11 protein-coding genes are annotated in these 13,200 nt (G+C 35.8%); 7 read left to right on the top strand and 4 right to left on the bottom strand.

Features of this window, described 5'->3' with window-relative positions:
• Nucleotides 1-113: 113 nt before the first annotated feature.
• The 3 genes from GQ45_RS11040 to GQ45_RS11030 form a co-directional block, all read right to left on the bottom strand.
• Nucleotides 114-1,574: a SusD/RagB family nutrient-binding outer membrane lipoprotein gene (locus GQ45_RS11040; RefSeq protein WP_047417831.1), complete on the bottom strand. Its 1,461-nt coding sequence runs from the start codon at nt 1,572-1,574 to the stop codon at nt 114-116.
• Between the two features lie 11 nt (nt 1,575-1,585).
• Nucleotides 1,586-4,789: a SusC/RagA family TonB-linked outer membrane protein gene (locus GQ45_RS11035; protein WP_047417828.1), complete on the bottom strand. Its 3,204-nt coding sequence runs from the start codon at nt 4,787-4,789 to the stop codon at nt 1,586-1,588.
• Nucleotides 4,790-4,879: 90 nt separating this feature from the next.
• Complete coding sequence (locus GQ45_RS11030; protein ID WP_047417825.1) at nt 4,880-5,569, bottom strand: DUF2064 domain-containing protein; 690 nt, start codon at nt 5,567-5,569, stop codon at nt 4,880-4,882.
• A gap of 287 nt (nt 5,570-5,856) precedes the next feature.
• Between GQ45_RS11030 and GQ45_RS11025 the strand changes: the two genes are divergently transcribed.
• A complete protein-coding gene (locus GQ45_RS11025) occupies nt 5,857-6,639 on the top strand; it encodes a patatin-like phospholipase family protein (protein ID WP_047417822.1) in 783 nt (260 codons plus the stop codon).
• A 255-nt stretch (nt 6,640-6,894) separates the two neighbouring features.
• On the opposite strand, the gene GQ45_RS11020 is transcribed toward GQ45_RS11025, so the two are convergent.
• The gene (locus GQ45_RS11020) at nt 6,895-7,944 is read right to left on the bottom strand and encodes a ferredoxin--NADP reductase (protein WP_047417819.1); all 1,050 of its coding nucleotides are present in this window, start codon (nt 7,942-7,944) and stop codon (nt 6,895-6,897) included.
• A 252-nt stretch (nt 7,945-8,196) separates the two neighbouring features.
• On the opposite strand from GQ45_RS11020, the gene GQ45_RS11015 reads away from it, so the two are divergent.
• From GQ45_RS11015 to GQ45_RS10990, 6 genes are all read left to right on the top strand, one after another.
• The gene (locus GQ45_RS11015) at nt 8,197-8,535 is read left to right on the top strand and encodes a PadR family transcriptional regulator (protein ID WP_047417816.1); all 339 of its coding nucleotides are present in this window, start codon (nt 8,197-8,199) and stop codon (nt 8,533-8,535) included.
• A gap of 8 nt (nt 8,536-8,543) precedes the next feature.
• Nucleotides 8,544-9,197, top strand: a complete 654-nt coding sequence (locus tag GQ45_RS11010) for a hypothetical protein (protein ID WP_047417813.1) — start codon at nt 8,544-8,546, stop codon at nt 9,195-9,197.
• Nucleotides 9,194-9,838 (top strand): hypothetical protein, encoded by a 645-nt coding sequence (locus GQ45_RS11005; protein WP_047417811.1) that lies wholly within the window; start codon nt 9,194-9,196, stop codon nt 9,836-9,838. Before GQ45_RS11010 ends, GQ45_RS11005 begins: the two co-directional genes overlap by 4 nt.
• A complete protein-coding gene (locus GQ45_RS11000) occupies nt 9,835-10,524 on the top strand; it encodes a hypothetical protein (protein WP_047417806.1) in 690 nt (229 codons plus the stop codon). Before GQ45_RS11005 ends, GQ45_RS11000 begins: the two co-directional genes overlap by 4 nt.
• A gap of 45 nt (nt 10,525-10,569) precedes the next feature.
• The gene (locus GQ45_RS10995) at nt 10,570-12,042 is read left to right on the top strand and encodes a DUF5687 family protein (protein WP_047417803.1); all 1,473 of its coding nucleotides are present in this window, start codon (nt 10,570-10,572) and stop codon (nt 12,040-12,042) included.
• 94 nt (nt 12,043-12,136) lie between these two features.
• Complete coding sequence (locus GQ45_RS10990) at nt 12,137-12,832, top strand: ABC transporter ATP-binding protein (protein WP_047417802.1); 696 nt, start codon at nt 12,137-12,139, stop codon at nt 12,830-12,832.
• The last annotated feature ends 368 nt before the right edge of the window (nt 12,833-13,200 follow it).

The following is a 13,200-nucleotide window of genomic DNA, read 5'->3' as shown; positions in this document are numbered from 1 at the left end:
GTAAAAACGCACTTATGGTCCCCTCAAAGAGACTAGTACTAAGATTAAAATTTAATTTAGCTCGCATTTTCAAATCTTCAAATTATTTCATCTTCAAATCAAAAATTGTTACCCTAATTTTCATCCCACCACACCTTTACGTTAATACTATTGCCATCAGTATCGCTTGCTGCTTTTGTATAATTAACAGCATTCAAGGCTTCTTCTTCTGCGGGATAGGGCATACGAACAGGAATTAAATTATCATTTAAACTAGCTGATAGTGTTTTCAAGACTGGAAAACCGGTTCTTCGGTACTCAATCCAGCCTTCATAGCCATTAATCATATTCGCAATCCATTTTTGAGTAATAATTTGCTCTAGGGCATTTGTGCCTGAAGAATCGTAGGCTGCTGATGTGGTTAAATAATCCACAGGTAAATCAGTTCCCCAATAGGCAAAGGCTTGTGTTACGCCTATTTCATATAATGTTTTGGCATCTGCAAGAATAAATCCTTTGTGCGCAGCTTCTGCCAATAAAAAGTGGGTTTCCATGCTGGTCATAAAATTTGCATCAAGCTGGCCGGTATTTTCTCGAAAAATAGTTCCTGTTAAGGAATAATCAGCTAATGAAATAGCCGTTTGTGACGCATCTATTCCATTTAAAAGACCTTCATAGTCAGCCGAAGTACTATTCCCAAAAGGTCGAAACAAGGTGGCTATTCTTGGATCATTTAAATCTTGTAACACTTCTTCCATCGTTTCAGATAACACAAAATTGTTAAAATCACCAATGCGCAAACGTGCTAGCCTAAAATTATTAGGTTCCCCATCACTAAAATCAAAAACTGCATTTTGGGAATTTTCTTGGATATAATTACCTGCATTAAAAATTTCCTGGAGTTGGTCTTCTACCTCTATTTTATCCGAAATTCGCATTAAGTACTTTATCTTTAAACTGTTCGCAAGACGAATCCATGCATTTAAATCGCCATCAAAAAGAATATCTCCTTCTAATTTTATACTACCGGTATATTGCTCTATGGCCGAAATCCCCTGGTCTAAATTAGCCAATATGCCATTTGCTCCCCTATAAATTTCCTCTTGAGTGTCATAACCAGGAGTTACCGTTCCTTGGTTTCCTTTAAAAGCTTCGGAGTAGGGAACATCACCAAACAAATCGGTTAAAGCTGCCGTCATATAGGCTTTCAAAATTAAGGAAGGCCCCTCATAAACGGCAAAAGTTTGATTTTCACTGGCCAAGTTTAAAATGATTTCGTTATCCCTTAAATTTTTATAGAATATAGGCCAAGGATTACCCCCTAATTGTGGAGATTTTAAATTGTGCCGATCAAAGAGGTTAAAATCTAAGGCCGTGGTATACTGCCCCAGTAAATTACCCGCAGTAAAACCTTCATAAGATAGCTGTTCACCATAGTCATAAATAACTTGGCGCAATAATAAGCTAGGTTGTATGCTTACTGGCGCATTGGGGTTGGTGTTGATTTCTTCAAAATCTTTTGTGCATGATAGTATCACAAGGATACTAAAGAAACCTAAAAACAATCTTTTTCTAAAATTATATATTTTATTCATGGTGCTTTTTCTTAAAAATTGAACCCAGCTTTAAATCCGATACTTCGGGTAGTTGCGTACGACATGTCTTCTACGCCACCAACAAAGCCTTGGCCTTGAACAGATAATTGCTCAGGATCAAAATGTGGATTCTCTGTAATAGCAAAAAGATTCCTGCCGATTAAGGACAGCTGTAAGCTGGCGCTCTGATTAAAAACTTTTAAATTATCGAAGGTATACCCCACAGCAAATTGACGCAATTTTAAAAATGACGCATCATAGGTATTATTTTCTTCATGATTGCGATCGTAGAACTGCCGGTAATAACTTTCGGCAGACACAGCCAGCGTATTTTGTTCAAAAACAGGGGCATTAGCCGTACCCACATTAACCACACCGTTCGGTATAATCCCTGCTTCTGGTCTAAACGCTGTCTCTGCTAATTGCCCGCCAACATTACCCAAGGCTCTAGTTCTAGACACTATGATACCTCCTTGTTGCCAGTCGAGTAGAAAGCTTAAATCCCACTTTTTGTAGTTCAATTGATTGTTGAACCCCAGCATGAAATCAGGATTATAATTTCCTAATTTTTGTAAATTATTGTCAGGAATATAGCGCCCTTGATTGGTTAAAATAAAGTCTCCATTCTCATTTTTTAAATAGCCCGTACCATACAAGTCACCTACTCGACCACCCTCTTCAACTTGTAAAAATACCGTTTGGTTTTGGCTGTCATAAATTCTGGAATACGCTAAGGTTAAACGCCCGCCATCTTGTGGTAAATCTTCAACCGTAGCCCGATTGGTGCTAAAATTTAAAGTGCTATTCCATCTTAAATTATTGGAAATTATAGGCGAAATTCCTGTTATAATTTCTAGCCCTTTTGAACGTACTTTTCCTCCATTAACTACCTGTTGGGTAAATCCTGAAGATATACCAATGGGCAATGAAATAATTTGATCGGTGGTAAGGGCATTGTAATACGAAATATCAAAACGCAATTGATCCCCGAAAAACCTAAGGTCTGCTCCTACTTCAAACGAAGAGGTACTTTCAGGTCTTAAATTAGGGTTCGCAATGGTATTTTGATTGCTAAAGGTAGGCTGGCCATTAAAAGGCGTTTGTGCTACAAAAGCTCCTGTTGTTTGATAGGGATTAGTATCATTACCCACCTGTGCCCAACTCGCTCTTAACTTTACAAAAGAAAAAGTGCGGGGAAGTTCCAAAACTTCTGACAATATAAAACTGGAAGAAACAGAAGGGTAAAAGAAAGAAGTGTTATCCACAGAGAAAGGGGTCGCTAAGGCACTTGACCAATCGTTTCTTCCGGTAACATCGAGGTATAAAAAGTTCTTATAGCCAAATTTGGCAATCCCATAAAAACTGTTGATGCGCTTGTTCGATTCGAACTCAAAAACTTCAATAGGCGAAGCGGCATTTGATAATCTAAAAATACCTGGTTGCGCCAAACTTGTTGTTTGCGATTGTCCTGTAAAGGCCTTTTGATCTAATCGGTTTCCTCCGAGTGAAACATCTACTTTAAAATCATTAAAGACCTGACCATAATTTAAAAGAAAATCGGTATTAATTTCTCTATACAATACATCATGCTCCGCATAACCTCCATTTCTAAAGCGGTTAGAACTAAAATTTCTTCGTAGCTGTCGTACTTCACTGGAATAATCCATCCCTGATCGTATGCTGGCTTTTAGGTGCTCTGTGATTTGGTAGTTTGCAGCAATATTTCCAAACACACGATCCCGATTAAAAGAGTTGGTATTTTCGAGTAGGGTAAAAAAGGGATTGTCAAAAAAAGTATAGTTAAACGAATACTGCTGTAAGCCTTCTAAACCTGGCTGCCAGTAGTTTCTTAGGCTATTGATGTCGGCTGAGCGAGGGCCCCAACCTACCAAAGCATAATTTACATTTTCAGAACCATAACCATTGCTTGGACGGTTGTCGCTTTGAGAATTTATATAATTCACAGCTGCGTTAATCTTCAATTTATCGGTAGGGGCAAATCCTAATCGTGCGCTTAGTGTTTGTCGATCTAAATTTACGCCCGGAATAATAGACTCACTTCGTAAATCTGTAAACGAAAGACGGTAATTTCCTTGGTCAAAACTTGAGGAAATAGCGATATTATTAATAAAAGTGCTTCCAGTATTGTAAAAATCTTTTAGATTATTAGGATGCGAAATAAAAGGTGTAGGTGTAATCGGCAAACCACTATATAATGCCGTGTCTGCGCCGCGAACTAGGGTGCCATCGGGTAAGGTAACGGGACTATCGAACTGAGGAATTAATAGACCTTGATCTAATCGAGGACCCCAACTGTACGATATATTGTCATTAACACCACCACCCAAACCATCTACATAAGCAAACTGGCCTGAATTTCCTTGTCCAAATTGGTTTTGAAAATCTGGCAATCGAAAAGCGCTATCCACAAAAAAACTAGTATTATAACTAATGCCCAGGCCTTTACTTTTTGAACCGTTTTTAGTTTCGATAACAATCACTCCATTTGATGCTCTTGTGCCGTAAAGTGCCGCAGCACTAGGACCCTTTAAGACAGATACTTCTGCGATATCATCGGGATTTACTTCCATAGCGCCATTACCAAAATCAATTTCTTGGAAGCCAGCAGCAGCTTCATTGCTAAAATTAAAAACTGAATTATTATTTATAGGTACACCGTCCACCACAAAAAGTGGATTATTATTTGAAAATGATGCTTCGCCACGAATGGTAATTTTTGAAGTAGAACCAACACCTGTTGCGCCCTGAGTAATGCTTACCCCTGCTAACTTACCACTGAGATTGTCTAAAAAATTAACTGATTTTACCTCGGAAACTTCCTTGGCATCAATACTTTGTACTACGTAACCCAACTCTTTGGTCTCCCGTTTTACCCCCAATGCCGTAATCACCACTTCGCCTAATTGTTCCGAACTTTCTACAAGCACAATCGTTAGTGTTTGTGTATTTTTTACCAGAACTTCTTTGGTTTGAAACCCTAGTGCTGAAAAAATTAAAGTATTGCCTTCATTTGAAATAACAATCTCAAAGTTTCCGTCTTCGTTGGTAATACTGCCTTTGTTGCTTCCCTTTAAGGCTACGTTGACATACGACAAGGGGTTGTTTTCACCATCAGTAACGGTACCAGAAATGGTTTGTTGTGAGAAGGCCATTGCTGAAAAGCAAATAGCAACCACCGTAAATAAATAATTCATAATTGGTTCTAAAGTTTAATCATAACACGGCTGTACATCAAAATTTTCTTGTAGTTGAAGACAAAATTTTGATGCTGTAAAATGGCATACTTAGCAGCTAGGAGAACCTTTATTGAAGTAAATGAAATGCTTATTATCTGTAACAATTAAAAAAGAACGCGTCGTAATCTTGACAAATTCTCTAAGTATTTGGATAAAAAGTTGTACTATTTCCCGAGGAAGGACTGAAGAAAAATTGAAAAGACGCTGAACATCTTCCTTAGCATCAATATCCCCTAAATTCGCAAGCAAAGCAACCTGAGTATCCTTGTACGATCTAACCAAGGTTAAAAGTGTTTTTTTAATACTGCTCGTTTGCCAAGGCAAGTCTATAAATTGTTCTCTATTGAAGTGCGTTTTGTGAATTCCCAATAAATAAAACCCGCCATCTAAAGACGGTCCTAAAACCACATTCTTAGATTCTAGTTGCCGCACAGCTTCAACAATATGTTGTGATTTTAGAAGTGGCGTATCGTTACCAACAGTGATCACCCGTTGAAACCCCTTTTCAAAAATTGCTTGTATGGCATTACTAAAGCGCTCACCGAACGTGGCTCCTAGTTGCTGCTTTTCCGTAAAATGAAAATAAGCTAGACCCGTTTTTTCAACGGTCTTTAAGGTGTTGTTCGTTAGCGCGTTAAATAAGTCCCTTCCCTTAGGAAGGTATTTGTGCTTTACCTCCTCCTGAGCGGAATTAGCAAAGCATAAAATTGCTGTTTTAGATTGCTGATTAGGATTCATATAAATAGCCTACAGTAAACATACGATAAAAATTCACCTTGGGTTTGGTCGGACTAGAATTATTAACTTACAGCAAAACTAAATAAAAAGTTAAAAAAAAAACTCCCTTATGTTTCAGGGATTTGTTTCCTTGATTATCAAGGTCAAAAAATATCAAGAAATACAACACTTTTAATCCTTTAAATACGCCGAATGTACCACATTACCACGGACTAAAACTCAAAGCATAATTTGTTTTTCAAAATCAAGATTAAGCCTGTACATTTGTAGCCTTTGGATACGGTAAAATGAATAAAAACTTAAACACTTCAAAAAGCATTGGCTTGGTACTTTCTGGTGGTGGGGTGCGTGGTATGGCGCATATTGGTGTACTACAAGCGATGAAAGAATTTGGTATTGAGGCAAAAACAATCTCTGGAAGTAGTGTTGGTGCCTTGGTAGGCGCTTTATACGCCAATGGCAACTCTATGGAAGATATGATGCGTTTTTTTAAAGAAACACCTCTTTTTAAATATAATTTTTTAACTATTGTAAAGTCTGGATTTATAGACACCGATCGGTATATCGATATATTTAAACACTATTTTCCTGAAAATTCTTTTGAGGCCTTAGAGAAAAAATTATATGTAGTAGCGACCAATTTGCAAAAAGGCGAAGAAGAATTTTTTTCGTCAGGTGAACTCATACGACCACTTTTGGCCTCGGCTGCTTTACCCCCAGTCTTTAGCCCTGTAGAGTTAAAAGGCAATTTATTTGCTGATGGTGGTGTCATGAATAATTTTCCGACAGAACCTTTACTACATTCCTCAGACTTTATTATCGGCAGTAATGTATCCGTGACCAAAGAATTAGCGCAAAAAGACTTAAAAAATTCATTTCAGTTAACAGGTCGCGTTACGGGTTTAATGATCTATGCTTCGTCAAAAAATAAATTAGTAGACTGTGATGTTCTTATTTCCCCTAATGAACTCGAAAACATAGGGATTCTAGATCGCAAGGGTATGATTAAAGCCTATGATATTGGTTATGATCATGCTTGTAAAGCTTTTGAAAAGACAATGGCACACTAAGCGCCTTGGTCTAGATAGTGACGGTCAAGATATACTTAATACGAATTTCACTTATTTACACGAATAATTATTGAAGAATCATCTGGGAAACTCATTTTACCTTTGTGGAACACTGTGTAATACTTAAATCACAGAGGTTTACTAAGGTTCGCAAAGGTTCGCGGAGTAAAATCGAATCAAATTTCACTAAATTATACCAATGTTTAAACGCGCTTTAAAACAATGTGATTAGCCCTTAAGGGAGTTAGAGCGAGCCTATACGTCATCATAATTGACCTTTAAGCTTGCCGTTAACGGATGCGCTTGACAGGTTAAAATTAATCCCTCGGCAATTTCGCTATCAGTTAAAATTTGATTTTTAACCATTTCGGCTTTTCCTTCGGTGACACGTGCAATACAGCTACTACATACTCCTCCTTGACAAGAGTACGGAGCATCAATATTTTCTTTTAAGACCGCATCTAAAACGAGCATTTTTTTATCCATGGTAAAAGTAAATGTTTCATCATCTACTACGATTTCAATCTGTGTTTTACCATCTAAGTTTTCTGCCAAGGTATCTACAGTCTCTGAAGATGTAAATAACTCAAAATGAATTTTATTTTTTGGAGTACCCGCTTCTTGTAAGGTGTCAGAAACCAAGTCGATCATCTCTTCAGGACCACATAGGTAAAATGCATCGAACGAAGTATCATTAAATTTATTTTTTACAATATAATTTACCGTAGAAGCTTCAATTCTTCCAAATAAACAGTCCTCCTCTTTAGCCCTACTGTATACTTTTTGTACAAAAAACCGCTTTGGATATGCTTTTTGTAAGGCTTCAATTTCCTTAGAAAACATGAGCTCATCAGGAGACTGATTGCCATAAACTAAAACAAAAGTACTGTTTAAGTGACTTTCTAAAACTGTTTCGGCAATACTCATAATCGGCGTAATACCACTCCCAGCAGCAAATGCAGCTACATTTTTTGAACTATTAGACGGTTCAAAAACAAAACGCCCTTCGGGTTCCATAACTTCTAAAATATCACCCACTTTAATTTTTTCGTTCGCATACACCGAAAAAATACCCTCAGCCACTTTTTTAATCCCTACCGTAATTTTTCCAGAGGCAGGCACTGAAGAAATGGAGTAGGCCCGGCGTACCTCAACGCCATTAATTTCTTTGCTAATGGTTATATATTGTCCGGCACTAAAAGAAAAAGTATCTTTTAAGTGTTCAGGAATAGTAAATGAAATCGCAACGGAACTTGGGGTTAGTTGTTGTACTGATGAAACTTTTAGAGAATGAAAATCGCTCATAAAATAATTTTTTTGCGAAATTAAGGAAAGCGCAACCCATTTAAAACGGAAAAGTTATAAAATTATATGCCTAAGATTCTTATACATAAGAAAATTATGTATTTTAGCTAAATGTAAAGCCTCCCCCAGCCCCTCCAAAGGAGGGGGGCTTATGTGCAGCTTTCTTTGTAATGAAGCTATTTGGGTTAGAGATGGTTTTTGTGAAAAATTTAGAATATAGTTTCCTCCCTTGGAGTAGACTAAAAGTAGATTATGGGAAATTCAAAACTATATAAGGGCAGTTTAAACACTATTATTTTGAAGCTTTTAGAAGAGCAAGGTAAAATGTATGGCTATGAAATAACCCAAAAAGTAAAAAACCTATCAAAAGGAGAGTTGAATATCACCGAAGGAGCACTATACCCTGCGCTTCACAAATTAGAAGCCGAAGGCTTATTAGATGTTGAGGTAGAAAAAGTAGATAATCGCCTTCGTAAATATTACAAGCTCACCGAAAAAGGAGAAAAAGAAACCGTAAACCGCTTAGCCGAATTGGAAGAATTTATCCGAAGCATGCAAAATTTGGTGAACCCTAATTGGAGTATTGAATAACAACGGACATGATGAAACTAGTTAAACAAGACATACAAAACATAGACCGCTGGTTAGAAAAAAAGGGAATAAAGTATCTAGACGTTCGTTATGAGTTGATGGATCATTTAATCAATGAATATGAGAGCCTAGACAACTATCCTGATTTAAATAGCTTTTTAAAGGAGCGCTTGCCTTGGTGTAAAAAAGTGGTAAAAGAGAAGCAAAAAGCAATACATTGGAGCTATCAGAAAGAAGTTTGGAAACAATTTTTAAACTTATTTCTAAATATAAAAACCCTAGTTCTGATTTTATTTGCCATTCTGTTCTACTATGTGCTCTATCTATTTTTTGAAGAAGAATTAACGTATAAAGGAATCTTAATTGGCTCCCTGTTTACTATTTCTGTGTTTCAGTTTTATAAAATGATTTCTTTTGGTATAAGCTTAAAAAAAAGAAAGCAATTATTATCTAGTATTCATTTGATGCAGGTATTTTCTTTTCCTAATTTATTCGTTTACTGTGTTGGGGTTTTACAGTTGGATGCCTTCGATAATTTATATTTTTTTAATGCATATATTGGAATAGCAATGGTTTCAAATGTTGCAGCATTAATGGCCTTTGAAAAAATCAGAAAAGGTATTCTAAAAGATTACCAGTTTTTAAAAGTGTATTTGGCATGACATTGAACGAAACTCAAATACAAGCCATAGACACCTATCTAAAAAATTCAGAAATCGAGTTTGTAGATGTGCGTATGGAAATGTTAGATCAGGTAGCCTCAGCATTAGAACATAAAATGAAAAGCGAAAAGCTAGATTTTTATAAGGCTTTTAAAAACTATATGGTGTTGCATAAAAAGCAATTACAAAAGCAAAACAAACAGTTTACTAAAACAACTGATATAAAAGTGTTGAAGGCCATTGGTACCTTTACCATAAAACCCATATCGCTTCTTACTTTTGTACTTTGTTTTTTAGCTTTAAAAATGACTTCAAATTATATAGATTTGGCTCCTTTTTTAAAGTTTGCCCCTATTGCTTTTATCACATCGATATTTATTTTTTATTTTTCCATGATTTTTAGATTTGGTAAAAAAGAACGGTATTCGGGTATAGAACGGATGACCATTATCACCTCTTTTGTGACTCAAATTCTCAATTCATTTTTAAATCCATGGTATGGTAAAACACTCTTTGGAGACTATGAGAACTTAAGCCTACTTTTTGTGTCATATTTACTGATTCTAGGAATGGCTCTAGTAGCAACACTTCTACAACTCAAAAAAGAATATACCGAACGTTATACTAACAAATTGGCATGAAGCTAACACCAGAACACATACAAGAGCTCTACAAATTCACCAGAGCACATTTTGTATATCATTTTGATTTACAAACAGAATTGGTCGATCATTTAGCCTACGGAATAGAGGCGCAAATCGCTAAAAATCCTAAACTAACATTTCAAGATGCCCTAGATAAAGAATTTAAAAAGTTTGGCGTCTTCGGTTTTCAAGATGTCATCGCAGAACGCCAAAAGGCACTTTCAAAAAGGTATTGGAAAATTATTCTGCGTTTTTATAAGGAGTACTTTACCCTTCCTAAATTAGCTTTGACATTATTATTAAGTACGCTTTTATATTATGTACTAAAGACTATTCCAGTTGACTATCAAAATTATGCTATTGTATTAATTTTTCTACTCTTTTTAATACCATCAACAATTAAAATGTTTAACTATAATCGCATTTTAAAGAAGAAAGAGCGCAAATGGTTTTTAGAAGAAATGTTACTTGGTCAAATGGGGATTTTCACCATTTTTCAACTTCCTATACATCTATTCAATATTCGCTTTGAAATTGAAAACTCTTATATCTTAGGGATGATAGCATTTTTTACGGTTTCATTACTACTATTATTTTACGTAATGGTATTTGTAATCCCTCCAAAAGCCGAAGAATTGCTCTCAGAAACCTATCCTGAGTACAAATTAATGCATAGTTTGTAACGAAAACCTATATTTTAGCACTAACAGTACAAATAATCCGCTAGTATGTTTAAACATTTTATTAGCCTACAATGGAAATCATTTTTTAGGGCGGCCTCATTGAAAAGTAATATCGCTATTAAAATAGTCATGGGCTTTTTTGCCCTATATATGGCTCTTGTTTTTATAGGAATGGGTATCGGAGTTTATTTTCTGATTGAAGATCAAAATATGGGCGACCCCTTTGATGTGGTGAATACCTATATCATTTATTATATCGCCTTCGATCTGGCTTTCCGCTATATGCTGCAAAAAATGCCTGTCACCAATATAAAGCCTTTACTTTACTTACCTATACCTAAAAGCCAGGTGGTACATTTTTCTTTAGGAAAAACTATACTGTCTTTTTTCAATTGGTCGCATGCCTTCTTTTTTATTCCGTTTTCTATAGTTTTACTTATCGAAGGTTACAATCCTTTAGGTGTTATCGGTTGGCATGTAGCCCTAATGGCCATCATTTACAGTAATAATTTTATCAACATTTTAGTCAATAATAAAGATAGTATTTTTTACCCTGTACTTGCTGTTGTAGCCGGTTTAGGGATAAGCCAATATTTTGAACTCTTTGATATTACCCAATTCACAGCCCCTTTATTTGGCGCACTATTTACGATACCTTGGTTGTCCCTATTTTTTATGGTCTTAGCCCTTAGTTTATATTATGCTGCTTTTCTTCATTTTAAAAAGAACTTATATCTAGATGCCGGTTTATCAAAAAAACAAACTATTGCTAAAACCGAAGATTTAAGCTGGTTAAACCGCTTTGGAAATCTAGGTACTTTTTTAAAGAATGACATCAAAATGATTAAGCGAAATAAACGCTCCAAAATGGCCGTTATCACAAGCTTTATGTTTATTTTCTATGGCTTTTTATTCTTTACAGGAGCCATAGAAACCTATGATGGCCCAGTTTGGAAGATTTTTGCAGGTATTTTTATCTCCGGCGGATTTTTATTTAGTTTTGGGCAGTTTGTACCTAGTTGGGATAGCGCCTATTATCCGCTTATGATGTCACAAAACATTAAGTACAAAGAATATTTAGACTCCAAATGGTATTTAATCGTCATTGCCACGATTCTCAGTACTATTATAGCCTCATTTTACTTATATTTTGGGATAGATGCGTATTTAGCTATTTTGGTGGGCGCTACCTATAATATTGGTGTTAACTCCTATATGGTGCTATTGGCAGGTGCCTATACGAGAACTCCGATCGATTTAACCTCCTCAAAAAAAGCATTTGGCGATAAGCAGTCTTTTAATCTAAAAACCATGCTGCTTTCCTTACCCAAATTAGTATTACCCTTACTCATTTATGGGCTAGGACATTACCTCATAAGCCCAACGGCTGGCTATATTTTCGTTGCCGCGGCAGGAGTTATAGGCTTTGCATTTAAAGGTTTTGTATTTAAAAAAATTGAAGAAATTTATAAAAAAGAAAAGTACAAAACATTATTAGCGTATAAGCAAGTGAGTTAAGGTAGTAGTTAGTGATCTAGTTTGCTAGTGGATTAGTGAAGTAGTTGAATTTTATAAAAAACTTTAAACCAGAAACCTAAAACATTTTCACCCTATGATAACAGTAGAAAACCTAACAAAAAGCTATACTAAAAATACCGTTTTAAACATTCCGTTTCTTGAAATACCGAAAGGGCAGAGTTTTGGCTTGGTTGGAAATAATGGTGCTGGAAAAACAACCTTTTTTAGCCTATTGCTCGATTTAATTCAGCCTAGCACAGGGCACATTAATAACAACGGCGTTCAAGTAAATACCAGTGAAGACTGGAAACCTTTTACCTCTGCGTTTATTGATGAAACCTTTTTAATTGGGTACTTAACCGCTGAAGAGTATTTTTACTTTATTGGTGAGTTAAGAGGGCAAAATAAGGCCGATGTAAACGCACTACTCGCCAATTTTAAAGATTTTTTCCACGGAGAGATCTTAGGTCAGCCGAAATATTTACGAGATTTATCAAAAGGAAATCAGAAAAAAGCAGGCATTGTAGCTTCCTTTATTGGCAATCCTGAAGTTATTATTTTAGATGAGCCCTTTGCTAATTTGGACCCAACCACACAAATTCGTTTAAAACAAATTATAAGAGATTTAGCTGCCCAGCAAAACGTGACTGTTTTAGTTTCTAGCCACGATTTAATTCACGTTACCGAAGTCTGCGAACGTATTGTGGTATTGAATAAAGGGGAACTTGTAAAAGACATTAAAACTTCGGCAGCGACCTTGAAAGAGTTGGAAGTGTTTTTTGGAGCTTAACCCATATATCTTGGCTCATTTCTTGCCTAAAAGACATAAAAAGCAATTCAATTGAAGCCTGCGCTTTATGGTAATCCTTACATTTTTTTAAATGCTCAAAATCTTAACTACCAACTACATAGTCTGCTTCCTGGTCTCCCACACCAAATAAAAGTGTCTTCTATTTGGTTGCATGAATCGATTTTCTCGACAAATGGCAGCTTTAAGGCTATAAAAAATTGATATGAGAGAGCAAACAAACCGAATGGTCGGTTAAAAAAGTTCATTTAAAAAACCAACACCAGTTACATCTATAAAATAATGTATATTTTATCGGTAAACTACATAATAATCAAGCCGTTTTTTAGTTTAGGTTAGTAGATAAACAT

The organism is Cellulophaga sp. Hel_I_12 (assembly GCF_000799565.1).
GTDB lineage: Bacteria > Bacteroidota > Bacteroidia > Flavobacteriales > Flavobacteriaceae > Cellulophaga.
Note: the sequence above shows the minus strand (reverse complement) of the source record. Positions and strands in the feature narration are given on the sequence as shown.